Genomic DNA, 25,622 nt, shown 5'->3' with positions numbered 1-25,622 from the left:
CCTCGCGGGGAGCCGCTTTTTTGTTATTTCTCCATGCCGGAAGGGAGAAACTGTGAAGAATTCGGGAACAATTTCTCAATCACCCTAAAGTTCCATGCACTGCCACCGATATTAACCATAGAAAGCTAGTATAAAGGATTTGGTGAAAACTATGGATAAAACATCGATTATCGGTATCATCCTCGCCGTGATTGCTTTAAGCGTGGGCATGGTGCTGAAAGGGGTCAGCTTAAGCGCACTCGCTAACCCGGCAGCTATTCTGATTATTTTGTTCGGTACGATTTCTGCGGTGATCATCGCATTCCCCGGAAAAGAAATCAAAAAAGTGCCTGCCCTTTTTAAAGTGCTGTTTAAAGAAAACAAACAGCTGACAATTGCGCAATTAATTCCTATGTTCTCTCAATGGGCGCAAATCGCCAGACGTGAAGGTCTGCTCGCATTAGAAGCAAGCATTGAAGACGTGGATGACGCATTTTTGAAAAACGGCCTGAGCATGGCGGTTGACGGACAAAGCGCAGAATTTATCAGAGATATTATGACTGAGGAAGTTGAAGCGATGGAAGACAGACACCAGGCCGGCGCAGCCATCTTTACACAAGCCGGCACATATGCGCCGACACTCGGCGTTTTGGGTGCGGTCATCGGCCTTATCGCCGCTCTTTCCAACATGAACAATACCGAGGCGCTCGGACATGCCATCAGTGCGGCGTTTGTCGCCACCCTTCTCGGGATTTTCACAGGGTATGTACTTTGGCATCCCTTCGCCAACAAACTGAAACGCAAATCAAAGCAGGAAGTCAAACTGCGTGAAATCATGATCGAAGGCGTTCTGTCAGTGCTTGAAGGACAGGCCCCGAAAGTGATCGAACAAAAACTTCTCATGTATCTTCCTGCGAATGAACGCGCAAAAGTCGCTGAACAAGAAGGAGAGGCAAACAATGGCGAGAAAAAAGAAGAAGAAGCATGATGACGAGCATGTGGATGAGTCTTGGCTGATCCCGTATGCGGATTTGCTCACCCTTCTTTTGGCTCTGTTCATTGTATTGTTCGCCATGAGCTCGGTCGATGCGGCGAAATTCCAAATGCTGTCTAAATCATTTAACGCCGTGTTTACCGGAGGCACGGGTGTTCTTGAATATTCAAGCGTCACCCCTCCTGAAAACGAAAAAGACGGCATTGATCAGTTAAAAAAAGACAAGGAAAAAGATAAAGAACAGAAAAAGAAAGAAAGAGAAGCAGCCGACCGCGAAGAACTTGAAGGCGTGCAAAAGCAAGTCAATCAATTTATAAAAAACAAAAAGCTTGAAACTCAGCTGGAAACAAAGCTGACTAAAGAAGGACTCTTAATTACCATTAAAGACAGTATCTTTTTTGATTCCGGACGGGCGGATATCCGTCAGGAAGATATTCCGCTTGCCAAGGAAATCTCGAATCTCCTTGTGCTGAATCCGCCGAGGAACATTATCATCAGCGGACATACGGACAATGTGCCGATTAAAAACTCACAATATCAATCTAACTGGCATTTAAGCGTCATGCGGGCCGTCAACTTCATGGCTATTCTCACGGAAAACCCGAAACTTGACGCAAAAGTATTCAGCGCCAAAGGTTTCGGAGAGTATAAACCGGCCGTGTCGAATAAAACCGCTGAAGGGCGCAGCAAAAACAGGCGCGTCGAGGTATTGATACAGCCTAGAAACGCCGCGACTGACCAAAATCAGTAATATAAAAAAGGAAGCCTTTCAAACGGCTTCCTTTTTTATTTCTGATGAAAATGTTTAGCGTTTAACCCCACTCTTTTCAGCATTTCCGTACACATTTCTATCTCTTCATCACTCAGCACACTGATCATTTCTTTAATTTCTTCAGCATGATCAGGGAAAATATCGTCCAAAAGACGGATTCCCTTTTCGGAAATTTGTGCGAAAGTCACTCTTCTGTCAGTCGGCGAGGCTTTTCTGATGAGAAGTTCTTTTTTCTCTAATTTGTCAACAACGTATGTAATACTTCCGCTCGCTAATAAAATTTTGTCGCCGATCTGCTGAAGCGGCTGGTTGCCTTTGTGGTACAGCAGCTCAAGCACCGCAAATTCCGTCGGGTTCAGACCGTGCTTATGAATATGTTTATTCATATGGTCGTTAATAGATCGGTACGCACGTGACAGTACAATAAATAATTTCAATGAGTTTTCTGTTTTATCCGTCATACATTCAATCATCCTTTTACAAAAGAAACCGTTACAGAGAAACATTAATAAACAAAATGAAAAATGTCAACAAAAATGTTTCCAAAATTTCTCTTCTTTTTGTCTGGCCTTAATAAAATAATTTGTTTTTCTATCATTTTGGTTATTTTTTCTTATTAAAGAAGTATAAAAATGATATAATACCTCTATTCAAGTGTAATGTTGGAGCGATGCAGAGTGAATACATTTAAAGGTGCCCGGGGAAAGATCAAACTTTATCTCATATTGGTGATCATCCCGGCACTTATTATCAGCTTTTTCATTTATGAAAAAGAAAAGCAGAAAATAGCCGATAAACACATACAGGAAGCCAGTATGATGCTCAACCTTCACCGCAATAAGCTCAATTATTTAATCGGTGAAACAAAAGCCCGGATGACAACACTTGCGATCGCTGTCGATAAGCCTGTCAATGAAGAAAAGATCATTGATATTCTCGATCAGGCTTTTGAGGATGAACCCAGATTCAGCGGTCTGTATATGCTGAATTCCAAAGGTGATGTCATCGCAAGCACGACTGATCTGAAATCAAAGGTGAATTTGGCCGACCGACCGTATTTTACGAAGGCGAAAAAGACGAAAAAAACGGTTATCACAAATGACTACTCCAGCAGAATTACAGGCCAGCGCATCTTCACGATCTGCGTGCCGGTATTAGACGCAAAACGGGAAGTCACGGATTATTTAGTAGCCGCCATCCAAGTCGATTATTTGAGAAATATGATCAATATGCTGAGCCCTGACGTTTATGTCAAGGCAACCAATCAGAATAAAGTGATATTTGCCAGCGGACGGGCTGATCAATCAGAAGGGGTGAAACCGGTCAGCGGCTATCTGGATGATATTAATTGGAATATCAATGTTTATCCGAAACCGGTTGAGCTGAACGAGCTGACCAAAAGCGTGCTGCTGCCGATGTCCAGTATTGCCGTGCTGCTGAATATTCTGTTCATCCTCGTTCAATATTATCTGCTTAAGCGCAAGACCCAGCTGGAGCGCGCTCAAAATGAAGCGCAGAAATTGGAGCTGATCGGAACGCTTGCCGCCAGCACCGCCCATGAAATCCGCAACCCGCTTACAGGGATCAGCGGCTTCATTCAGCTTTTGCAGAAAAAATACAAATCGGAGGAAGATCAGCTGTATTTCTCAATTATTGAGCAGGAGATTAAACGGATCAATCAGATTGTCAGTGAGTTTTTAGTGCTCGGTAAACCCACTGCTGAACGGTTGGAAGTGAACTCGCTGCAGGATATTCTTGATGAGATTATGCCGATTATTTATTCTGAAGGGAATCTGTATAATGTGGAAGTGAATGTGGAGATTCTCGTCAATCGGCCGCTCAAGGTCAACTGCACGAAAGACCATATTAAACAGGTGATTTTAAATGTCGCAAAAAACGCGCTGGAATCCATGCAGGAAGGCGGCCGGCTGTCCATCTATTTAGAAGCCCGCGACCATAAAGCAGTCATTAAGGTGGCCGACAACGGAATGGGCATTTCTGAAGATATGCTTGAACACATTTTTCTTCCGTTTGTCACGTCAAAGGAAAAAGGCACCGGCCTCGGCCTTGTCGTATGTAAACGAATCATGCTGATGTACGGCGGTTCGATTGACATTCAAAGCGAAGTCGATAAGGGGACAGAGGTCACCATTACCCTCCCTGCCGCTTCACGATGAAAAAAACACCCTGGATCGGGGTGTTTTTTATTTAAAGAAGAATATGTGTAAGAGGATATACCAGAGGAACGGCATCATAGCCGGCAGATAGTACGAGGCGCTTCGTGAGCCGTGCCAGCGGAAAAATCTGCTGACTGTACGCGGTCATCTTTCGGATGCGGCGCTTGATCAGGAAGCGCATTCAGTCTTCGTTATCTGTTTTATCATCAATCATTTGTTTGCTTCATATGCAGGCATGACGTCACCGCGGGAGAACAAGCCTATTTTCTTCACAAGGCCCTGTATTCCCTGGTGATGTGTGCGATCACGGTTTACCAGCTGCTGATACGCGTTCATCAGACAGTCCAGTTCCTGGCTGTGCCTGATCGTGTCATATCCTGTAAACCCTTGCCTGTTAGCCGCATCTATCATCATTTTTCTTTTTTTATCAATAGATACAAGCAATTTTTCTTGTTCAGAATAACTGCCCATTCACTTCACCCCTCACCGCTAAAAGAATAGGAAACAAGTTTGATTGGGTTATTGAGCATTATTACAGATTATACTTTATTTGTAAACATTTTTTTACTAAATAACTTATTTTTTCATTTCATATTGGAATCTTTAGCATGAATACGAGAATAATACCCATTCAGGTAATGATATAAACAGAATGCGGCATATTCAAGATTTAAAAAACAGCCACAGCTGACTTTATATTACAATAAAAAACCTCTCATGCCGGCGGGGGCATGAGAGGTTCGGGCGTCTATCAGTTTTGCACACTTTCATTTTCGTAAATCGGCACCCAGCCCTCAGTCGTCACGAAAATTCGGATTGCGACGACCCGGCGGTCTTCCTGAAGCGTAAAGTAGTGGCGGATGTTCTCCGGAACTGAAATCAAATCTCCCGGATTTAAACGGACATCGAAAAATGTGCCGTCTTTGCCTTGAATGACGAAGATGCCGTGTCCGCTGACGATAAAGCGGACTTCATCATCTGTGTGGTGATGTTCTCTTTGGAAATTTTTTAATAATTCATCAAGATTCGGCGTGGTATCTGATAAAGAAATGACATCCTGAGACTGATATCCGCGCCGGGCTGAAATATCCTGAATCTCCTTGTCAAACACTGCGAGAATCCTTTCTTTTTCATCTTCTGTCAGATTGTATTTCTCCGAAAGCTCAGACGGAAGTTTTTCAATGTTCCACTGCTCATAGATCACCTCTTGTTCGTCTAAGAAGCGCGCTACTTCTTCCTGTTTTTCAATGAGCGTATTCTTTTCGTCATGAATTCTGATGGTCGCCATTTTCTATTCCTCCTTTTATTTTACTAGCTGCGGCCGAAGTGACAGAAGCTTGAGGTGACAGCTGAATAAAAATTCATAGGCTTCCAGCACCCTTTTCGCTTCAAATGCGGTCCGCCCCCATGCCGTAATACCGTGATTGCGGATTAACACCGCGCCTGAGCCGGCGTCCGCATGGTGCGCGAAGTTTTCGGCCAATGCCGGGATGTGCGCCGGATTGTCAATAATCGGAACGGTCACGGACGCGTTTTCCTCCCATAATCCGAGCGCCTTAATCATCTCCTGCCCCTGAAACGTGATTTGTTTTTCATCCCCGTAAAGCTCTGAGATGACATTATTATTGACGGTATGGACATGCAGACAGCAGCCGGCGTCTGTCTTTTGGTATAAGTAAGTATGGAGAAGCGTTTCCGCTGAAGGTTTTAAAGTATGGCCGGTCTCAGCGGGCTTCCCGTTCTCATCGATTAAGAGAAAATCTTCGTCTGTTTCTTTTCGTTTGTCTTTTCCGCTCGCCGTAACGAGGAAAGTCAGCGGCGCGTCGGATACTTTGATGGAAAGATTCCCGCTCGTTGCCGGGAACCAGTCTCTTTCGGCCAGCTCGCGCTTTACCTCGGCAAGTTCGCGCCAGCGTTCTTCTTTTGCAGCCATGCCTGCACCTCCCCGATGTTTTCAATGCCTGTTTTCACCTCATGAAAATCTTGAAAAGGCAGATGCCGGAGGCCGAGTTCTTTGCATTCAGTCAAAAGATAATCTCTCGCAAAACACATATCGGATAACTTTGCAGCCTCGACATCCGTGACCGAATCACCGATCATAATGAGAAATTTCTGCTGATCGGACAGCTTCCGGATGACTGACGGTTTGCAGCAGCCGCATTGATTGGTGCAGCCTCCGTCACAGGCGTGCGGCCAGTCTATATGAATATATTCATTGTCAAAGGATGCATGATTGCAGAAAATCCGCTCCTTTTCTACGATCCCTTCCAAAAGCGGATGCACAAAAAAGTCCATTCCTCCGCTTACGATATAAAACGGGAGGCCGTTTGACCGGACAAACGAGACAAAATCCAAAAAGCCGTCCCGTATTTTCGCATCCTTCAGAATAAAGCCGGTCAGTTCTTCTTTTAAGCTGCTCGGCAGCAGTCCGAACATCCGGCCGACCCCTTCTTGGATTGATATGCTTTTAGACAGAACACCGTCTTTTAATTCAAGCCACTCAGGAGGCGCGAATTCTTTCATCATGCTGACAATGTTGTCGTTCATGGTGACCGTGCCGTCGAAATCACAAATAATCAGCGGTGTGCGGGTCATACGGCTTCCACCCTTCCCCATTTGTCTAATGCGAGCTGAAGATCTTTGCACGACGCGGCTTTTTCTTCAATCGGCTGCGCTTCAAGCACCGCATCAATGATGGCGCGGAACGCTTTTCCGCCGCCCTCGGCTCCTTTCGGATGGCCGTGAATGCCACCGCCGGCATTGATGATGTGATCGATGCCGAAATCGCGCATCAACAATGGCACCATACCGGGGTGAATGCCTGCTGACGGGACGGCAAACGACGGATGAAAGACATCGTCTTTTACACATTCATCATGGATTGCAAGCGCGGACTCCTTCGGAAGAGCAACGGATCCGTAAGGTGACGGAAATAAGCTGAAATCAGCGCCGCAATAGCGGTTCAGCTTGCCGAGCAAAAGCGCATGCGACAAGCCGTAAACGGGAGATGATGTGAACGCGCCGCTGACTGCCGGATGCGCCATGATCGGAAGCGGGATTTCCCTGTCTTCGGCAAGGCTCTGCATCACATCTAAACCGTAAGCGAACACATTCAATAAAAGCGCGTCCGCCCCGAGTTCTGCCGCGCGCCTCGCTTTATCCCGCAGTTCAGCGGTCCTTCCCGTAAGGTTTACGGCATACAGCGTTTTATGTCCCGTCTCCTCCCGGGCTTCCTTCAGGACTTGTTTTCCTGCGATAATGCGGGTTTCAAACGGAGTCAGTTCATTTTCAAAGAAAATTTCGTCATCTTTAATCAGATCCACGCCGCCGAGCGCCTGCTGTCTGAGCTGTTCTTTAATGTCGGCGAGATCCCGTCCGATCACGCCTTTAAATATGCTCATCAGAAGCGGTCTTTCAAATTCGCCCAGCAGTTTGCGGATGCCGTATATACCGAATTTCGGCCCGGGAAGGGAGCGTTTAAACCCTTCGGAAAATTCAAGATCAGTCAATTTTATTTTTCCGTCCAGTGACAGCTTTCCGAATACCGTCGTCAGGACGGCCGGAATATCTCTTGAAAAGTTCGCCTCAGGATAGGCGATAGTGATGACAGATTGTGTTTCGTTTTCTGAGGTTCCTTCTTTCTCCTCAACTTTTACGACCCGGCCTTTATGTTTTCTGAGCTGTTCCTGCTTCACCAGGGGCAGGTCAGTCCAGGAGCCTACCGTCAGCCCCGCCGCAATCTGTTCCGCCCGCTTTTCACTGTCCGTTATGTCTGTCAGAAGATATGTTGCCAATACTTCGCTCATGCGTGAACGCCTCTCTTTCTTTCACAAAACATAAAAAAACCTCTTCCGTATGAGCAGAAAGAGGCTTCGTGTTATGTCCGAATCTTATCTCTCAGCTCCTGCTGCAAGAATTAGCACCGTGCTTTATCAGTCGGTTGCCGGGCTTCATCGGGCTCGTCCCTCTGCCTGCTCTTGATAAGAATAATGATTTTATAAAGTATTTTGAATTATCGCATTGTTATCCTGATATGTCAATGCTTTTTCAGGTGAAAAGATTCAGTTTCCCGATCCGTTCCGCAGCTTCTTTAAGTCTTTCTTCACTTGTCAGAAGACCGACTCTTATATAGCCTTCTCCGAATTTTCCGAACCCGTTTCCGGCTGCGACCGCGACATCCGCTTTTTCCAAAAGCAGATCTGAAAACGACTGCGACGTATAACCGTCGGGCACAGGGAGCCATGCAAAAAAGGAGCCCGACGGAGCCGTCACATCCCAGCCGATACCGCGGCAGGCTTCAATCCATGCATTGCGTCTCGATTCATATCTGTCATTTTGCGCTGCGACGCATGCCTGATCCGCTAAAAGAGCGGCTGCGGCCGCCTGCTGCGCCGCGGGAAACAGGCTGACAAACATATGATCCTGATAAAGATTGATCGCTTCGATGACAGAAGCGTTTCCGACGGCAAATCCGACCCGCCAGCCCGCCATATTATACGTTTTGGACAAGGTATAGATTTCGATTCCCGTCTCTTTTGCGCCTTCCGTCTGCAAAAAGCTCAGCGGTTTATGCCCGTCAAAACCGACGGCTCCGTACGCGAAATCATGAACGACACAAATGCCGTTTTGTTCCGCAAAACCGACCGTCTCCTCAAAAAACGCCTCTGTCGCCACAGCACCGGTCGGATTATTCGGATAATTGAGATACAGCATCTTCGCCTCGCTCCGCACCTTTTCAGGAATTACGCTATAATCAGGGAGAAACCCTCTTTCTTCCGTCAGCGGCATCATTTCCATTTTCGCTTTCGCAAGGGCGACGCCCGACCAGTAATCAGGATATCCGGGATCAGGCACCAGAATGGTATCTCCCGGGTTTAAAAGACATTGCGGAAGCTCAACAAGTCCCGCCTTGCCTCCGAACAGCACGGCGACTTCCGTTTCCGGATCAAGCGTGACCCCGTACTCTCTTTCATAAAATGCAGCGGCTGCTTTTTTGAAGCTGTAAGCACCCCGGAATGAGGAGTATTTATGATTTTCCGGCCTTTCGACGGCACGCTTCATTTCTTCAACGATATGCTGAGGCGTCGGCTGATCAGGGTTTCCCTGCCCTAAATTGATGACGTCTCTGCTTTCTTTCAGCTTTTGATTCACTTTTTGCACCAATGATGCGAAAAATTGTTCCGGCAGCTGTTTGAGTACATCTGAGATTTCAAAGTTCATATTTTTCACCTTCTAAAAATGTCTTGAAATGATAGTCCATCATCATATATGGTTAAATAAAAAAAGTAAAGAGAAACTTGAGGTGTTAAAAAATGAAATGGATCGTTTCCTGTTTGCAATTTGATATTTCATACGGAAATCCTTCAGAAAATTTTAAAAAAGCAGAATCTTTGATTGAGCAAGAAAGCCGCCATGCGGATGTAATCGTGCTTCCTGAGTTGTGGACGACCGGCTATGATCTCACACGGCTAGACCAGCTGGCGGATGAAAACGGCAAAGTTTCGGAACAGTGGCTTAAAGAAACGGCAAAAACATACAACGTACACCTCGTTGCCGGATCTTTTGCGGTCAAAGAAGGCGAAGATGTCTATAACACCATGTACATCGCCGATAACAGCGGACAGATCGTGAAGCGGTATCAGAAAGCCCATCTGTTTCAGCTGATGGATGAACACCTTTACTTGTCAGCAGGAAACAGCGACGGTTCCTTTGAGCTTGACGGTGTCAAGTGCGCCGGGCTGATCTGCTATGATATCCGTTTCCCCGAATGGATCAGAAAGCATACGTCCCAGGGCGCGAATGTCCTGTTTATCTCTGCGGAATGGCCTCTGCCCCGCCTTGATCATTGGCGAAGCCTGCTTATCGCCAGAGCAATTGAAAACCAATGTTTTGTCGCAGCCTCTAACTGCACGGGGTCCAATCCCGATAATGAATTTGCCGGCCACAGCCTGATTATTGACCCGTGGGGCCGGATTTTAGCCGAAGGAGACCGGACGGAAAGCTCAGTCCGGGCGGAAATTGATGTGTCAGAAAGCGCGGCCGTCCGCGGAACCATTCCGGTTTTCCAAGACTTGCGGCGTGATTTATATTAATTTTCAAAAAAACGTTGACAAGAATATCCGGCACCTGCTAATATTTTCATCAACTGATTAATCCGAATTGTGATACAAATCAATATATTTTCTCTTATCGAGAGTTGGGCGAGGGAATTGGCCTTTTGACCCCAACAGCAACCGACCGTAATTCCATTGTGAAATGGGGCGCGTACATTTTGCGCCGAGACGATTGTCTCATAAGGCACGGTGCTAATTCCATCAGATGTTATCTGAGAGATAAGAGGCGGACTGCACTGTTTCAGCCTCCTTCTCTTTCAGAGAAGGAGGCTTTTTTTTCGGGCGTATTCTCCGTCACGATCTCTTACTACCACTACATAATTGGAGGGTAAATCCATGTCAGCAACTAAAACAAGTCTTTATGAACAATTAACAGAAAGCTCCGCCGCCGCGTTAGCCGTCAAGCTCGGCTTATTCCAAAGCAAAAGCACTCTGACATGCCGTGAAATCGGCGACGGCAATTTAAATTACGTCTTTCATGTTTACGATAAAGAAAACCAAAAAGGACTGATTATCAAACAGGCGATTCCTTACGCGAAAGTCGTCGGTGAAAGCTGGCCGCTTACAATTGACCGGGCGAGAATCGAAAGCAGCGCCCTCATCCGCCAGGGCGAACACGTGCCGCGCCTCGTTCCGGCCGTTTACTATTCCGATACTGAAATGGCCGTCACGGTAATGGAAGACCTCTCACATTTGCAGATTTCAAGAAAAGGGCTGCTGGAAGGGCAGCATTATCCGAACTTAGCGGTTCATATCGGTGAATTTTTAGGGAAAACGCTTTTTTACTCATCCGATTATGCGCTCGATGCAAAAGTAAAGCAGCAGCTCGCAAAGCAGTTTACAAATCCTGAGCTTTGCAATATTACAGAAAGGCTTGTGTTTACAGAACCGTTTCTCGACCATGAGACAAACGATTTTGAAGAGGAGCTGCGCCCATACGCAGAAAAAGTTTGGAACAATTCCCGGCTGAAAGAAGGCGCTGACGAATTGAAAGCCATCTTTCTGAATTCCGCGGAAACATTGGTTCACGGCGATCTGCACACGGGAAGCATCTTCGCCGATGAACATGAAACAAAGGTGATTGATCCCGAGTTTGCTTTCTTCGGACCGATCGGGTTTGACATCGGCCAATTTATCGCCAATCTGCTGTTAAACGCCCTCAGCCGCGACGGTGACGACAGACAGCCGTTATATGACCATACTGCCGCCGTATGGGATACATTTGTGAAAACATTCAGTGAAGCATGGGAGAAAGACTGCCTGCCTTCCCGCAGACACCTGCTGGAAGACACACTGAAAAACGCGTTTGAAGAAGCGGTCGGTTTTGCGGGATGCGAATTGATCCGGCGCACGATCGGACTCGCCCATGTGGCTGACTTAGATGAAATCACTCCGTTTGACAAACGAATCGAACGGAAGAAGCTGGCGCTTGAGATCGGCGCCTATTATATCGAAAACAGAAAAGAACTGAAGCATATCACCGAGGTTCTGGACCAATTTAAGCTCCGTGTAAAGGAATGATGCAGCATGACCAATGAATTTGCCATCCCCCGTTCTGTGGAATGGAAAGAAACCTACATCCGCATTTTAAATCAGCAAAAGCTTCCCGACGTCACTGAGTATGTGGAACTTGAAACAAAGGAAGATGTATTCGACGCGATTGTCACGCTGAAAGTAAGGGGCGCCCCGGCCATCGGTATAACTGCGGCGTTCGGACTCGCGCTCTCCGCCAAGTCATTTGAAGCCCGCGACCTTTCAGATTTCCGACGTCAGTTCGCGGATGTCAAAGCGTATTTAAACAGTTCGAGGCCCACTGCCGTCAACCTCGCGTGGGCGCTTGACAGACTGACGGATTCCATCAGGGATGCGATTTCAATCAATGAAGCGAAGACAACACTCGTTCATGAAGCCATTCAAATTCAGATTGAGGATGAAGAAACTTGCCGAATGATCGGCCAAAATGCGCTGCACCTTTTTAAAAAAGGCGATCAGATCATGACCATCTGCAATGCGGGCTCGATTGCTACAAGCCGGTACGGTACGGCGCTTGCTCCCTTTTACTTAGCGAAACAAAAAGACCTCGGCCTTCATATCTACGCATGTGAAACAAGACCCGTTCTCCAAGGATCCCGGCTGACGGCGTGGGAGCTGATGCAGGGCGGAATTGATGTCACACTCATTACGGACAGCATGGCCGCCCATACAATGAAGGAAAAACATATTTCAGCAGTCATTGTCGGCGCTGACAGAATTGCTAAAAACGGAGATACGGCCAATAAAATCGGAACGTACGGCCTCGCTATTTTGGCAAACGCCTTTCAGATTCCGTTTTTTGTGGCCGCACCGCTTTCGACCTTTGACTTGCAGATTGAAAACGGCGATCAGATTCCGATTGAAGAAAGAGATCCGGATGAAGTCAGACAGATCTCAGGCATACGCACCGCTCCCGAAGATGTGCCGGTCTTCAATCCGGCCTTTGACATCACACCGGGCAGCCTGATTTCAGGCATTATCACCGAGAAAGGAATTGTGACCGGTTCTTACACGGAAGAAATTGAACAATTATTCGCCGACTGTCAGCTGAGCTGAAAAACCGCTGATGATGTTGCCTCAGGCAATGTCAGCGGTTTTTTTGTCTGCACAATGTAATCACTTCATCTTTTTGGGCGGCTGTAATGAGATGCATTTTAAAAAACAACTCTGCATAACCGGCTATCTTTTGCGGACGGCTCATTTTCATCAGGCTTCGTCCTCCTTTTTCACCAGACCAACTTTTTTCACTTAATAAAATGATATGTCGGACGCGAAAAAACGGAACGTGCCATATGTTTTATTTTTCTTTATAGGATATTTGTTCGATGTTCAGCAGCACCGCTTTTACATCCGTCTTCGTGCCCGCGTATCCCGTTAAGGCGCTGTTTTTGCCGATTACCCGATGGCACGGGACAAAAATCGGCAGCCGGTTTCGTTTATTGGCTTGTCCGATGGCGCGCACCGCTTTCGGTTTTCCGATCGCTTCAGCCATATCGCCGTAGCTTCGGGATTCCCCGTAAGGAATCATCGTCAGCGCGTTCCACACCCTTTCCTGAAAGGGTGTGCCTTTTTGTCTCAGAGGCAGAGAGAATTGCTTTCTTTCTCCTGAAAAATATGATGCCAGCTGCTGTTTCGCCTCCGACAGCAAAGCGGTTTCGCACGGCTTTACGCCGGGCGCGTCTTTTTGCCATTCCTCAAAATCTTCCCCGGTGAGAAACAGGCCGGTAATAAATCCCTCTTCCTCTGTTACGATAACGGTTCCAAATGGCGCTTTTACACTTGTAAAACAGATCATTCCCCGCTCCTTCTTTCTTCCGTATTCTGCCGGATCGGAAGTGTCAAATGAAAAACCGTGCCCTTCCCTTCTTCACTTTCCACATGAATGCGTCCCTGATGCTCTTCGATGATTTTATAGCTGACCATGAGACCGAGGCCCGTTCCCCTGTCTTTTGTCGTGTAAAATGGCTCGCCCAGACGTTTTAATTTGTCTTCGGAAATGCCTGTTCCTTCATCTTGAAAAGAAATCAAAATGTGGTCTTGATCAGAAGGCTGGATGGTCACATAGATATTGCCGCCGCCCGGCATGACTTCAATGGCGTTTTTTAAAATATTGATAAACACCTGTTTTAATTGATTCGGTTCACAGTAAATCGGCGGGATGTTTCCGGTCAGATTCAGATGAATCTGCACATTGACAAGATTGGCCTGGGCATTCAAAAGATCAGCCGTGTCTTTCATAATCTGCGTCACATCTTTTTCTTCATATAATATCGCCTGAGGTTTCGCTAAAATTAAAAATTCAGTGATGATAGACTCGATGCGTTTTAATTCTGAGGTAATGACGTTAAAGTACAGAGAATATTCGCCTTCAATGCTTCCTTGAAGAAGCTGAATGAACCCTTTCAGCGCCGTCATCGGGTTTCTGATTTCGTGTGCGATGCCCGCCGCCAGCTCCCCTACAACATGAAGAGTGTCGGATTTCCGCAGCCTCTCTTCAAGCTCTTTGGCCTCTGTGACATCTTTAAAGATGGCCAGATTCATATTTTGAATGATATTTCTTTTGAAGGAGAATTCCAGTTTGCGGCTGTCACTGCTGCTTAACAGGAAGGGGATTTCATTATCCATTCCTTCTAAATCAATCTTTCTGGCGGGAACACCCGCGTTTTCAATATCAAATAAAGAAAGAATATCCGGAACGGTGTACGCTCTCAGCTCCTCATCCGGCATGCCGAGTATACGGCTTGCGAGAGGATTCGCGTCAATAATACGGAATTGGTTGTCAAATAAGACCTTGCCGTCCATTGAGCCGTTGAATACTTTTCTGAATTTCAGCTCGCTTTCCCGCAATTCTTTTTCCATCCGCTTACGATCGCTGACATTTCTTAAAATGGTTAAATGCTGACCTTCAAGTATGGTTCGTTTTGATGTGAACTCAAGCTCTTTAAATTGGCCGTTTGCCATCTGAAACAGCATCTCTTCACGGATTTCCCCGTATTTTTCATATTTCTTCTTAATCTGCTTGTATTTTTTCTGCGGATCAACGATAAACGTACATAAATTCGTCTCCACCAGCTTATCCATCGGCAGTTCGAAAATGCGGCACGCCGATTCGTTTGCTTTGGCAATCTTTCCGTCATCAGACCAAATGACAATCGCGTCCATGGCGTTTTCAAAAATTTCGCGGAATCGCTCTTCGCTTTTAAAGAGTTTCAATTCCATCAACCGTTTCTCTGTTATGTCTCTCATAATGGACATGTAGAACCCGCTGATTAAGTTGGACGTAATCGTAAATTCAAACAGCTTCTCTTCGCCGGACCGAAGCTTGACGGGCAGTTCTCCTTTGGCGTTTCCTTTTCTGCGGAGGGTTTCCCAGATTTCTTTCAGATGCTTTTTGTTTTCTCCGTCGGTAAAATGGCGGAGCGACAGATGGGACAATTCATTCTGGCCGATCTCAAAGCTTTTGCAAAAAGAGAGGTTCGCATCAATAAACCCGCCGTCCTTATCAAACAGCACGATGCCGTCGACAGCCCTGTCAAACAAATCTTTAAACAGCTGCTCGTTCATGGAAAATTCGCGCTCTAATATTTTTTTAGAGGAGATGTCCCTCATCACCACAAAAAAATAATCCTCCCCAATTCCGTCTCTGGCGAGGAATTCAATGTATTTCGTCGCGCCACTGTCAAGCTTAATCGGCACCTCTTTCCACAGATGGCCTTTTTTTAAAAACCTTTTCACGGCCTTATTCAGTTCTTCCTGAGGCACGGAATATAAAAAGTCCAGGACGGAGCGGTTAATAAGGCTCTCTGCCTCAATCTGCATCATCCGGGCCGCAGCCTCGTTCGCCTGGACGATTTTCATTTCCTTACGGCATATAAAAATGGCATCAAGCGTGTTATTCATAATCACATGATACCGGTTCAATTCACTCTTCAGGCGGTCATTTTCCTCTTTCATCCGCTTCAGCTGCTCTTTCAGCGACTCGTTTGTTTGCAAATCCAGAGTTTCAGCCATTCAGTACACTCCTTCTTCAAAAACCTATCCTTCAATATTTCTACAAAATACCTCATCTTCCTTCATTCGCCCTATACATTTCAGAAAATTTCAATGATATGACAAGTTAAAGTCTTTTTCTACGATCCTTACCTCCCCGTTACATCATCCTAACAATCCCTTTTGTCCTCCTTCAATTTTTTGTTTTTTATTTTAAAATGAACACCAACAGGAAATAATCATGCAGTGGATGATTTTTGAAGAGAAGGTGATGCTATGACAAAATCGCGAGACAGTTACTTTGACAACGCCAAGTTTATCTTGATTTTTCTGGTGGTGTTCGGCCATATCCTCCGGTCATTTATTAACGGAAATGAGTTTATGCTCCATCTCTACAAATTCATTTATACTTTTCATATGCCGGCCTTTATCCTGGTTTCCGGCTATTTCGCAAAAAACTTTAAGCGGAAAGGTTATGTGAAGAAGCTGGCTGTGAAGCTGATTATTCCGTACCTGATTTTTCAGGGCATTTACTCGGTTTTTTACTATTTGATTCAGGATGAAAGCATGGCAAGCGTCAATCCGATTGATCCGCAGTGGTCTCTCTGGTTTTTAGTCAGCTTATTCTTTTGGAATCTGCTGCTTTATCCCTTTACGAAGCTGCCGAAAATGTGGGCGCTTGGGGCAAGCTGCGGGCTTGCCGTCATGATCGGGTATCTCGATTTCATCAGCAGCACGCTGAGTCTTTCACGGACGTTTGTCTTTCTTCCGATGTTCCTCGTCGGGTTTTATTTAAAGAAACGGCACTTTGATTTGCTTCGGGCTAAAAGGGGCAGGCAGATTGCCGCGGGCGTACTGGGGATTGTTTTCCTCTTATGCTGGTGTATTGATTTTGATTACTCGTGGCTGTTCGGATCGGAGCCTTATTCTACATTCGGCACAGTGTCGCTGTTGAGCGGTCTGTCACGGATCGGCTGGTATGTTTTGGCCTTTGCCGCCACTTTCAGCTTTTTGGCGCTCGTTCCGCAAAAGCGTTATTTCTTTACGAAATGGGGTACGAGAACGTTTTACGTGTATCTGCTGCATGGATTCATTATAAAAACGCTGCGGCAGATCGGGCTTGAAGATCACTTGTCTGATTATCAGAATTTAGTCATACTCTTAATGTTAACGGCCGCTCTTACGTCCATTCTCTCCAGCAATGCGGTGAAAACGGCCGCACAGCCGTTTATTGAGCTGCGGATAACAGGCTTGCTTGAAGCGGTGAAAGGAACAAGAAACGGTGCTTATTCGAAATAATGCAAAATACCTCTTAAGCGTTGCCGCCTAAGAGGTATTTTTTATTTTTTGCCGTCTTCTTTTTTCTTCGGCTTCGTCTGTTCAAGCGTTTCAATCCATTTTCCGGCGTTATAATCACCGAGCTCGCTTGAAAACTCTTCTTCAAGCAATTTAGGGTCCATCGGCTTTTTATGGTTTTGCATGTCTTTGCTGTGGCGGTTTTTTTTCGTCATATTACTCGCCTCCTTGTTTGCCGTGTTTTGATTTGCGGTTTGCGCCTCTCAGTCCGGGATCACCGTCGTATTGTGTTTTGTATGCATCTTTGTCCATGCTCTCAGTCGGTGTATTGTTGTTGGTCAAAGCTTCATTCTTTGCTGCTTTGCGTTTCATTTGATTTCCTCCTTCTGTCAGCAAATCTGTTTTGAATTCATTAAGCATTTTTTTTAAGTCGCGCACTGTCACGTTTTTGGCCTCATCAATGAGTTCATAGCCGATCTGTCCGTTCGGCTCAAGCAGCACATATTTAAAATCTTGAATGTCTCCGAGGCCTTCCTGCCTGATCCTCATTGACAGCTGGTCTTCGGTAAAACGCATTTTTTTTAAGTTTTCCGGGATGATTTTTCCGTTTCTGACAACGGCGACGGTTTTTCCTGAAAATAAAAACTCAAAAAAGCTTGATTTGATTTCTAAATATTCCATCAGGATTAACACCACAATAAAAATCGCCGCCGCGAAAATGGTTTCCCATAAATTATGTTCAATAAACGGCTGAATAATAATCGAGCCGATCGAAATCATGATGACTGTTTGGGTCACCGACAGCTGGCTGATTGATTTCCGTCCGGCAATCCGCAATAAAAAGGTACCGACCGCTATCATAACTACCGACTTCCAAAATACGGCAAACAATGACGTCACCTCTTTACAAGTAGAATCTCCAAAGAAACTGTTTCCACTCATCCATTTTACGGCAATAAAAAAACACCGCTTTCTGAAAAGCGGTGTCAGCCGATAATCATCCTTTCCTTCGGATAATGATAATTTGCTTCGATTTCTTTTCGGCCGATCAAATAAAGGAACGTCAAAATGCCGATCCGGCCGATAAACATCACAATCATGATCACACATTTTCCGATATCGCTTAAATGCGGAGTAATCCCGAGCGACAGGCCGGTCGTTCCGAAAGCGGAACACACTTCAAAAAGCAGCCCGAGCAGCGTCTGATTTGTCTCCGTCACGGAAAGAATCAGCGTCGACCCGAACACGAGCAGAATCGCCATCATCGTAACGACCAGCGACTTCATGACATCAGCCTGATGAAGCTCGCGTTTAAAGACCTTGACCGCTTTATTCCCTCTGGCAAAATGAAACAGAGCAAGAAGGTTAAGCGCAAACGTCGTCGTACGGATTCCGCCGCCGACCGAGCTCGGTGATGCGCCGATAAACATGAGGGCACAGATGAAAAATAATGTCGGCGCCGACAGCTGGCTGATATCAATTGTCGCAAGCCCGCCGCTTCGTGTAGCGGTTGATTGAAAGAGACATAAAAATAAAACATCATGCCAGCTTTTCCCCTTCATAACATGGCTTGCTTCAAGCGCGTAAATGCCCACGGCTCCGAACAAAACGAGCATTCCGAACGTAACGGTCGTAATTTTCGTAAACAGCGTGAATGAGTATCTGCGCTGTTTTGAAAACAAAAAGTCCTTTACTTCTACGAGCACCGGAAAACCGATCGCACCGAAAATAATCAGAAGCATCGTAATAAACTGCACGAAATAGTCATGTCTGAACGGGACGAGTGAATTTCCCGTAATATCAAAACCGCCGTTTGTCGTGGCGCTGACGCTCGCAAAGAATCCGTGCAAGTACGCCTGTTCAAACGAATCATAATACGTTAAAAAATATGTTCCTAAGATGATGCCGCCTAAAAACTCGATTAATAAAATCAAAAACAGCACTTGCTTCATCAGGTTGACGATACCTGAAAACTGCGATTGGTTCTGATCCACCATGATGAGCTTCCGTTCCCGCAGACCGATCCGTTTGCCCATAATGAGCCAGACGAATGTTCCGAGCGTCATAATGCCGATTCCGCCGAATTGAAGCACGAAAGCCAAAATGACAATTCCGGCCGTGCTGAATGTATCAGCCGTGTTGACGACCGTTAAACCGGTGACACTGACTGAGCTGACAGCCGTAAACAGCGCGTCTATAAACGACCAGCTGGCCCCTTGTTTGTGGGCGGCCGGCAGACTTAGCAAAATAAATGCCACCGTCACAGCAAGAAAATAATATAATGCAATCAGCTGTGCAGGCGACAAGATCTGTATGAATTTCTTCAGTTTTAATTTCATAAGATAGTTCCTTCTGCCTCTCAAATGTAGTACGTAATTATTCTAATGATATTGGGAGAATTTTTAAAGGTCTTTTTAGAAAGATTTTTCATTACCTTATGTAATTTGACGATCTTTAAACAAAAAACCTCTGAAACGATTGTCAGAGGTTTTGTTTATTATTTTGCTTCCAGCCTGCGGATGCGCTCATCGAGATCAGGGTGTGTGGAGAACAGTGACGAATGCTTTTTGCCGTTAATTTTTAACGTCTGCACCGCCGTCTGGTCTTCTTCATTCACATGTCCTGTATAAGACTTCAGCGTACGCAGGGCGTGAATCATTTTATCCTTGCCGGCAAGGTCTGCACCGCCGCGGTCAGCGTGAAACTCTCTGTGGCGCGAGTAGGCGAAGACGACAAGACTGCCGAGAATGGAAAAGATAATCTGAAACACGATCATCGCGATAAAATGCACGACCGGTGCGAGGTCTTCTTTGACAAAGCGGCTTGCAACCCATGCCGCGATTCGGGAAAGGAATACGACGAACGTATTGACGATTCCCTGCAGCAGCGTCATCGTGACCATATCACCGTTTGTGATGTGTGCGACTTCATGGGCAAGAACCCCTTCCACCGCAGCATCATCCATCTGCTGCAATAAACCTGAAGAAACCGCGACAAGCGAACGGCGCTTAGAAGGTCCGGTCGCAAAAGCATTGACCTCCGGGGACTGATAAATGCCGACTTCAGGCATTTTCGTCATCCCTGCGGCACGGGACAATCTGTGCACACGGTCAACCAATTGCTGTTCTTCATAGCTGAGTGACTGTTTCTTCGGATTTAACACCCGGACGCCCATCATCGTTTTGGCCATCCATCTGGACATTCCGAGAGAAATAAAAGAACCGACAAAACCGACGACAAGACTGAACACGAGCAATGCCATCAGATCAATGCGGCCATTTTGTATATACGAGCCGACACCGGTAACGCTTGTAATAATCGTAAGCACAATTCCGATTGTCGTAATGACCAAAAGGTTCGTTAAAATAAACAGAAATATTCTTTTCGCCATAATTACCTCCGTCTTTTTTAAGATCAAAAGAACTTATTTAATTAAATTATAAATGATCTGTTTGAAAATGCAACAATTTCGACGTATGATGTTAATGTAATTCTCAGTGATATTAGAAAGTGAACACGTAATCAATCAGAGGTGAACCATGAACACGTTTAAACTGACCCGAACTGATATGGTCCGGCTTCTTTACGCGTTAAAAGGCCAAGGAGACGCAACTCCTCTCCAAATCTTATTGCAATCAGCGGATATGACATTGGATGAAGCGGAAAGCCGTCTGCATATCCCTGAATTTCTGACGAGATTCGAACGAAAAAAAGAGAAAAAGGAATACGGGCTTTCAACTAACGAGATTGTCGAGCTGGGAAACCTGTGCGAGCTGACGTCTTTAAAATCAACCGCCGTCCAAAACTGGGTGAAGCGCGATATTAAAGATTTAATCGGCCACCCCTTACTCGGCAAAAAATATACAATTGAACAAGCTGTCATCCTTCTCATTGTACGTGATTTAAAATCAATTTATGACTTCGAACATATACGCGGCATATTAAAAATCGCTTTTAACACGATCACAGACAGATCAGACGACGTCATCAGCCCGATCAGCTACTATGAAAGCTGCGCTCAAGTGATTGATTATCTTCATCATAAGGCAAACCCGCCGATGAAGGAAACGAGCCTGCAGGAGCTCGTTGAAGAGCAGACGGACAAGCTCAAAGGCTGCTTTAAAGAACTCGGAAGCGGACAATGGAACGATATCAGATCCATCATCGCGGTCACGGTGCTCTCCGTTTTGACTTTCCATATTCAAGCCTCAGCCTACAAAATGACCAGCCATTTATTATAATTCATAACGCTTCTTCGCCCCGGTGTCTGCGCCGGGGTTTTTTTGCTGTACAACAATTGCCAGCATAATCAATACCGTTCCGTTTGAAACTAAAATGCGTAAACACATCTTGCCAGAGAAAAGGAGATGAAAAAGATGGCGAGCAGAAATAAACTCTTAGTTCCAGGGGCTGAGCAGGCACTTGACCAATTTAAATACGAAGTGGCTCAAGAATTCGGCGTGAACCTTAGCTCTGATACAGCAGCACGCGCAAACGGCTCTGTAGGCGGGGAAATGACAAAACGTCTTGTACAGCAGGCTCAATCACAATTAAACGGGAAAAATCAATAATGCAGCTTATTCGCCGGGACTTCTCGGCGAATTTTGATATTTATCGGCATTCTCCTTTCCGTGCCGGTAGCCGTTCGGATTCCTGCGGTCTGATGAATCTTCATGATGCCGATAGGAGTCCCAATGTTCATTGCGATCATGATTCCGCTGATTCCAGTAATGATTGTAATACTTTTGCTTAGGCTCTTTGTCATTTCCGTTTTCCTGAGGATTTTGTGTTGGGGGCTGCTCTGTTTCCCCATCTTGTTCCTTCTGTGTGTTTTCTTCTGATCCGGAAGCTGCATTTTTGTCGGTTTGCTGACTGCCGTCCTGACTGTCCGGCTTCGCTTCTTCCGTGCCGGGCGCTGTTTCATTGTTTTCCGGCTTCTCTGCTGCCTTTTCTTCATCAGGAGCTGTCTTTTCATCAGCCGCCGGCTTTTCTGTGTCCGGCTGCTTGCTTTGATCAGCGTCTGTTTCGGTATCTTTTTGATCTGTTTCATTGCCGTCGGTTTGCTTTTCAGACTGTTTTTCTTCTGTTTTCTTTTCGTTTCTTCTTATGTAGCTGCCTGTTGACATCCCTTCCTGTTTTGCTTTTTCTCTTGTTTCCATATCAGATTCAAGCGATTGGACCTGGTAGGTGCCCTTATATTTTTCAGTCATGTCAGCCAGCTGTTTTTTAACGCCTTTTTTATATGTATTGTCATCTGTATTTTCATAAACCGTGGAAATTAAAATCTCTTTTGATTCCTTTACATATCCATGCTTGCTGCAATCGGTAATAATATTACTGATGACTTCCTTAAAATCGCTGCTTTTCCAATCTCCGATGTCACTGATGACCTGTTTGGCGTCATGGTTCAGCGGTGTCAGTTCAATGACTTCATATTTGCTGTTTAAAGCCATTTCAATGCTGGGATTAATGTCAAGCGTCATATACGCGTAAGCTTTGTTATCAGAAAAAACCGGGAGCAAAATTAAAATAAACAAAATAATAGCAGTCATCGTAAACACTCCCAATTTAAAAGGGCGCAGTTTCAGAAAATCAAAAAAGCTGGCCCTTCTTCCCATACGCGTTTCGCCTTCGAACATAATTTCCTCTCCGATTTCACAAGTGCGGTGATCATTTTTTGTTTTTAAAAATTGTCCGTCAGGGGTTAGCAACGTGACGAATTTTTTATTTTTCTCTACTATGATCCCTCTTCTCATGAGTGCAACACCCCTTTAAGATAATCTTTTAAATAAATATAATCACCTGTAATAATAATACTCATGGCGATGATATATTTTCGGTTCCGTTCGATCGTTTTTCTGCTGACCGACACGAGCTGCTCCAGCTGTTTGACAGGAAGCTGTTTTTTCTGGTGCAAAATGGACGCCAGCTCTTCATTTTCAACAAGCGTATAGGCTACCTTAATCGCATTCTGCCTCGCATCTGTATGCTTCGGCGATTGTTCCAGCAGCTCTTTAAAAGACAGGCCGTATTCTTTCAGCTGCTTCTGAAAAAAAAGAATTTCTTCCCGGCGCTGTTCCTGTTCTATCTGTTTGCGGTATTCATCAATGGAAAGCTCCGCTTCGATAAGGCTCTGCGAAGATTCCTGGTCGTCGCCTTCCTGCACATCCATATTGATATGCTGAGCCGTTCTTGCTTCTTTTCTGATATAGTCTATCACTTTTCTTTTTATAATCAGCTCTGCAAATGCAAGCAGCGAATTACCTTTTTCAGCCGAATACTTTTCAATGGCTTCGTTAAACGCGATCAGCCCGATGCTGAATTCGTCGTCTTTTTCATCTATATATCGTTTACAAACGGATGAAACCGTCTTCGCGATAAAAGGCTTATATTGCTGTATTAAATCGTTCTGCAGATCTTTGTCGCCTTTTTGTATTTTTTCAACAGATGTTTCAAGCGTTTGCTTCTTTTTTCCCAATTTAAACAAAAGGCTAAGCACTGGTTTCACCTCAGTTCCTCCCTATAACTACTCATAATCATAGCTAATTTAGTAGGGATTCGCAAAGGAAGAAAAAGAGAAATCGATTTCATTTGTCTCAATTATGACAAGCCAATAAGACGTACTATACATGATTTCGTGCCCCCATGCAGAATTAAGGGGGTTTTCTCTGTGTTTTTTGTAACAATGCTGTTATAAAATTGTTATCATATGTCTTAAATGTAAGCGTTTCAAACAAAAAAGGGAACCTGCTTTTTAAAAAGCCAGACTCCCTTTTTGATCATTTTACGCGTGTTCTCTTTTTTCCGATGCCGCGCCGGACTCTGTTTGTTTTGCTCCTGACATAAACCATCCGCAAACCGCAATGGCAGCCAGAACCGCCCAGAAAATGATTTTCCAGGCCGCCGAATGGATGACATCTGCCGGAATTATACCGAGTTCCTCATGGGCCAACGTATAAAGAGCGAGCTTCACGCCTACCCATCCGACAATCACAAATGCCGCCGTTTCAAGGCCCGGCCTGGTTTTCAGTAAGGATACGAACATTGATGCCGCAAAACGCATAATGATTAAACCGATTACGCCGCCGGCTAAAATAACGAGAAACTGACCGCCGTCCAAGCCGCCGATGGCGGGAAGCCGTGTCCCCGGAAGCGTTACGGCAAGCGCGACCGCCGCTAAAATGGAGTCAACGGCAAAAGCGATGTCTGCGAGCTCCACTTTCAAGACAGTCTGCCAAAACCCGCTTTCTTTCTGCTTTTTCTGACCGGCGTTATCTTTGAATACATACCGCTTCAGCAAATGGCTGACCGCAATGTAAAACAGATATAAAGCGCCGACGGCCTGGACCTGCCAAACATTCACCAGAAAAGAAATAGCGAACAGCGACCCGAAACGCAAAATAAATGCGCCCGCCAATCCGTAAAATAAAGCCTTCTTCCTTTGTTTTTCTGGAAGATGCTTCACCATCACAGCCATCACCAGCGCGTTATCCGCCGCCAAAATCCCTTCCAGCCCGATTAAAACAAGAAGAACCCATCCATACTCCAATAATAATGCAAAGTCCAATCCATTCCCTCCGTTTCTTTTTTCTATCATCCGAGCTTATACCGGCGGTTTTTTACGCAAAAAAGACCTTTGCCGATATAAGGCAAAGGTCTTGCTAGACATGAATGATTGGCATGCCAACAAAGCCGATGGATATGATCCATGAATTGACGACTTTGTTTCCGGAATATCCGGACGCTACTCCCCTTTGGGATTTCAAGAAATATTTGTTTATACGCTCATAATAAAGCCTGTTTCATCATTTGTCAACGCTTAACTTTTTTAACAAATTGAGAAATTTTTTCTGTTTTGATCCGCTGTTTTCTTCTCTTCAAAAACATCCAAAGAACGAGAAGCAACACAATGAATATACCTAGCGGCAGCATATATTGATCGAGAATGGAACCGACGCTTTTCCAATTTTCCCCGAGTTTCATTCCGAGGTATACGTAAGCAAATGTAATCGGCAGCATCGCTGCATATGTATAGAGAGAGAACACCCAGATATTCATCTTTGCAATGCCGCACGGCAAAGAAATCAGCGTCCTGACCCCCGGTATAAAACGGCCGATGAACGCTACCAAACCTCCGTGCTTCTGAAAGAATTCATCTGATTTCTGCAGGGATTCGGGTTTTATCCATATGTACTTTCCATATTTCAGCAAAAACGGCCGACCGCCCAGCCTGCCGATCCCATATAAGACAAGCGGACCTGAAACACCGCCGAGTGAACCGGCAAACACGGCTCCGGCAAGCGTCATATCCCCTTTTGAGACCCAATAGCCCGCAAGCGGAAGAACAATTTCCGCCGGGATGAATTCTATACTGAGCGCCAAAAAAATTCCGGCGTAAGATAAGCTTTTAAACGCTTCAATTATTGATATGATGAAATCTTCGATGATCTATCACTCCCGGCTTACGTCTATATTCTGAAACTTAAGAATGATTTTAACATAAAACCTTGAGGCTGAAATATCTTTTAGACATGCCCGTTATAAATGTGAGTCGTTTCAGATCGGCCCGCCTGTCTCTTGATTGCTCGTCTGGCGGCGATTACATCACTTAAGATCTCCGGAAAGTTACCCTTCGCGGTAAGCGGCGGCTGACCGGGATTCAGTACAGATGGGCAGTGCGTTTTGCCGGGATCTTTGCCATCACCGGATCTGTTTTATGGGAGCGGGAAATTCTCTCAGTCACTACATGGAAACGCGTGGGCATTTCC

The 25,622-nt window shown here is 45.5% G+C and carries 26 protein-coding genes and 2 riboswitches; of the genes, 9 read left to right on the top strand and 17 right to left on the bottom strand.

Annotation, left to right across the window (positions count from 1 at the left end; translation table 11 throughout):
• Positions 1-151: 151 nt before the first annotated feature.
• Positions 152-967 carry a flagellar motor stator protein MotA gene (motA, locus tag G9F48_RS02455; RefSeq protein WP_003154684.1) on the top strand — a complete coding sequence of 272 codons (816 nt, stop codon included), beginning with the start codon at positions 152-154 and terminating at the stop codon, positions 965-967.
• On the top strand, positions 939-1,724 hold the full coding sequence (gene motB, locus G9F48_RS02450) for a flagellar motor protein MotB (protein ID WP_077722131.1): 786 nt from the start codon (positions 939-941) through the stop codon (positions 1,722-1,724). Before motA ends, motB begins: the two co-directional genes overlap by 29 nt.
• Before the next feature lie 35 nt (positions 1,725-1,759).
• On the opposite strand, the gene G9F48_RS02445 is transcribed toward motB, so the two are convergent.
• Entirely contained in the window at positions 1,760-2,206 is a 447-nt protein-coding gene (locus tag G9F48_RS02445; protein ID WP_003154686.1) for a MarR family winged helix-turn-helix transcriptional regulator, read from the bottom strand.
• A 198-nt stretch (positions 2,207-2,404) separates the two neighbouring features.
• Between G9F48_RS02445 and G9F48_RS02440 the strand changes: the two genes are divergently transcribed.
• Positions 2,405-3,922: an ATP-binding protein gene (locus G9F48_RS02440; protein WP_046559543.1), complete on the top strand. Its 1,518-nt coding sequence runs from the start codon at positions 2,405-2,407 to the stop codon at positions 3,920-3,922.
• A 210-nt stretch (positions 3,923-4,132) separates the two neighbouring features.
• Here G9F48_RS02440 and G9F48_RS02435 read toward each other — a convergent pair whose 3' ends face one another.
• From G9F48_RS02435 to G9F48_RS02410, 6 genes are all read right to left on the bottom strand, one after another.
• The gene (locus G9F48_RS02435) at positions 4,133-4,393 is read right to left on the bottom strand and encodes an aspartyl-phosphate phosphatase Spo0E family protein (RefSeq protein ID WP_003154690.1); all 261 of its coding nucleotides are present in this window, start codon (positions 4,391-4,393) and stop codon (positions 4,133-4,135) included.
• 280 nt (positions 4,394-4,673) lie between these two features.
• Positions 4,674-5,210 carry a 1,2-dihydroxy-3-keto-5-methylthiopentene dioxygenase gene (locus G9F48_RS02430; RefSeq protein WP_069473373.1) on the bottom strand — a complete coding sequence of 179 codons (537 nt, stop codon included), beginning with the start codon at positions 5,208-5,210 and terminating at the stop codon, positions 4,674-4,676.
• A 15-nt stretch (positions 5,211-5,225) separates the two neighbouring features.
• Positions 5,226-5,855: a methylthioribulose 1-phosphate dehydratase gene (locus tag G9F48_RS02425; RefSeq protein ID WP_156735119.1), complete on the bottom strand. Its 630-nt coding sequence runs from the start codon at positions 5,853-5,855 to the stop codon at positions 5,226-5,228.
• Positions 5,813-6,517 (bottom strand): 2-hydroxy-3-keto-5-methylthiopentenyl-1-phosphate phosphatase, encoded by a 705-nt coding sequence (gene mtnX / locus G9F48_RS02420; RefSeq protein WP_070081721.1) that lies wholly within the window; start codon positions 6,515-6,517, stop codon positions 5,813-5,815. Before mtnX ends, G9F48_RS02425 begins: the two co-directional genes overlap by 43 nt.
• On the bottom strand, positions 6,514-7,728 hold the full coding sequence (mtnW, locus tag G9F48_RS02415; RefSeq protein ID WP_165408976.1) for a 2,3-diketo-5-methylthiopentyl-1-phosphate enolase: 1,215 nt from the start codon (positions 7,726-7,728) through the stop codon (positions 6,514-6,516). The genes mtnX and mtnW overlap by 4 nt, the downstream gene beginning before the upstream one ends.
• Positions 7,729-7,809: 81 nt before the next feature.
• A riboswitch (SAM riboswitch) is annotated at positions 7,810-7,909 on the bottom strand.
• A 60-nt stretch (positions 7,910-7,969) separates the two neighbouring features.
• A complete protein-coding gene (locus G9F48_RS02410) occupies positions 7,970-9,142 on the bottom strand; it encodes a pyridoxal phosphate-dependent aminotransferase (RefSeq protein ID WP_165408975.1) in 1,173 nt (390 codons plus the stop codon).
• Positions 9,143-9,234: 92 nt separating this feature from the next.
• Between G9F48_RS02410 and G9F48_RS02405 the strand changes: the two genes are divergently transcribed.
• The 3 genes from G9F48_RS02405 (at position 9,235) to mtnA (ending at position 12,624) form a co-directional block, all read left to right on the top strand.
• A complete protein-coding gene (locus G9F48_RS02405) occupies positions 9,235-10,014 on the top strand; it encodes a carbon-nitrogen family hydrolase (RefSeq protein WP_165408974.1) in 780 nt (259 codons plus the stop codon).
• A gap of 91 nt (positions 10,015-10,105) precedes the next feature.
• A riboswitch (SAM riboswitch) is annotated at positions 10,106-10,261 on the top strand.
• Positions 10,262-10,371: 110 nt separating this feature from the next.
• A complete protein-coding gene (gene mtnK / locus G9F48_RS02400; RefSeq protein WP_165408973.1) occupies positions 10,372-11,556 on the top strand; it encodes an S-methyl-5-thioribose kinase in 1,185 nt (394 codons plus the stop codon).
• Positions 11,557-11,562: 6 nt separating this feature from the next.
• Complete coding sequence (mtnA, locus tag G9F48_RS02395) at positions 11,563-12,624, top strand: S-methyl-5-thioribose-1-phosphate isomerase (RefSeq protein ID WP_003154704.1); 1,062 nt, start codon at positions 11,563-11,565, stop codon at positions 12,622-12,624.
• Between the two features lie 241 nt (positions 12,625-12,865).
• On the opposite strand, the gene G9F48_RS02390 is transcribed toward mtnA, so the two are convergent.
• Both G9F48_RS02390 and G9F48_RS02385 read right to left on the bottom strand, forming a co-directional pair.
• Positions 12,866-13,363: a methylated-DNA--[protein]-cysteine S-methyltransferase gene (locus G9F48_RS02390; protein WP_146276632.1), complete on the bottom strand. Its 498-nt coding sequence runs from the start codon at positions 13,361-13,363 to the stop codon at positions 12,866-12,868.
• On the bottom strand, positions 13,360-15,579 hold the full coding sequence (locus G9F48_RS02385) for a PAS domain-containing sensor histidine kinase (protein ID WP_165408972.1): 2,220 nt from the start codon (positions 15,577-15,579) through the stop codon (positions 13,360-13,362). Before G9F48_RS02385 ends, G9F48_RS02390 begins: the two co-directional genes overlap by 4 nt.
• Positions 15,580-15,834: 255 nt before the next feature.
• Here G9F48_RS02385 and G9F48_RS02380 point away from each other — a divergent pair, with 255 nt between their 5' ends.
• Positions 15,835-16,857: an acyltransferase family protein gene (locus G9F48_RS02380; RefSeq protein WP_077722125.1), complete on the top strand. Its 1,023-nt coding sequence runs from the start codon at positions 15,835-15,837 to the stop codon at positions 16,855-16,857.
• A 41-nt stretch (positions 16,858-16,898) separates the two neighbouring features.
• Here G9F48_RS02380 and G9F48_RS02375 read toward each other — a convergent pair whose 3' ends face one another.
• The 4 genes from G9F48_RS02375 to htpX form a co-directional block, all read right to left on the bottom strand.
• Positions 16,899-17,069 (bottom strand): hypothetical protein, encoded by a 171-nt coding sequence (locus tag G9F48_RS02375; protein WP_003154711.1) that lies wholly within the window; start codon positions 17,067-17,069, stop codon positions 16,899-16,901.
• A gap of 1 nt (position 17,070) precedes the next feature.
• A complete protein-coding gene (locus tag G9F48_RS02370) occupies positions 17,071-17,745 on the bottom strand; it encodes a DUF421 domain-containing protein (protein ID WP_165408971.1) in 675 nt (224 codons plus the stop codon).
• Between the two features lie 95 nt (positions 17,746-17,840).
• A complete protein-coding gene (locus tag G9F48_RS02365) occupies positions 17,841-19,193 on the bottom strand; it encodes a TrkH family potassium uptake protein (protein ID WP_014304894.1) in 1,353 nt (450 codons plus the stop codon).
• Between the two features lie 158 nt (positions 19,194-19,351).
• Complete coding sequence (htpX, locus tag G9F48_RS02360; protein ID WP_003154715.1) at positions 19,352-20,245, bottom strand: protease HtpX; 894 nt, start codon at positions 20,243-20,245, stop codon at positions 19,352-19,354.
• Positions 20,246-20,393: 148 nt separating this feature from the next.
• Between htpX and G9F48_RS02355 the strand changes: the two genes are divergently transcribed.
• Entirely contained in the window at positions 20,394-21,095 is a 702-nt protein-coding gene (locus G9F48_RS02355; protein ID WP_025851714.1) for a DUF1836 domain-containing protein, read from the top strand.
• Between the two features lie 135 nt (positions 21,096-21,230).
• A complete protein-coding gene (locus tag G9F48_RS02350; protein WP_003154717.1) occupies positions 21,231-21,425 on the top strand; it encodes an alpha/beta-type small acid-soluble spore protein in 195 nt (64 codons plus the stop codon).
• 6 nt (positions 21,426-21,431) lie between these two features.
• Here G9F48_RS02350 and G9F48_RS02345 read toward each other — a convergent pair whose 3' ends face one another.
• From G9F48_RS02345 to G9F48_RS02330, 4 genes are all read right to left on the bottom strand, one after another.
• On the bottom strand, positions 21,432-22,610 hold the full coding sequence (locus G9F48_RS02345; RefSeq protein ID WP_165408970.1) for an anti-sigma-I factor RsgI family protein: 1,179 nt from the start codon (positions 22,608-22,610) through the stop codon (positions 21,432-21,434).
• Positions 22,607-23,362: an RNA polymerase sigma factor SigI gene (gene sigI, locus G9F48_RS02340; protein WP_003154719.1), complete on the bottom strand. Its 756-nt coding sequence runs from the start codon at positions 23,360-23,362 to the stop codon at positions 22,607-22,609. The genes G9F48_RS02345 and sigI overlap by 4 nt, the downstream gene beginning before the upstream one ends.
• A gap of 276 nt (positions 23,363-23,638) precedes the next feature.
• Complete coding sequence (locus G9F48_RS02335) at positions 23,639-24,421, bottom strand: TerC family protein (protein WP_025851720.1); 783 nt, start codon at positions 24,419-24,421, stop codon at positions 23,639-23,641.
• 245 nt (positions 24,422-24,666) lie between these two features.
• A complete protein-coding gene (locus G9F48_RS02330) occupies positions 24,667-25,236 on the bottom strand; it encodes a DedA family protein (RefSeq protein ID WP_165408969.1) in 570 nt (189 codons plus the stop codon).
• Between the last annotated feature and the right edge of the window lie 386 nt (positions 25,237-25,622).

This window comes from Bacillus sp. EKM420B, assembly GCF_011065565.1.
Classification (GTDB): Bacteria; Bacillota; Bacilli; order Bacillales; family Bacillaceae; genus Bacillus; species Bacillus velezensis.
This window is presented reverse-complemented; position numbering and strand designations above follow the sequence as displayed.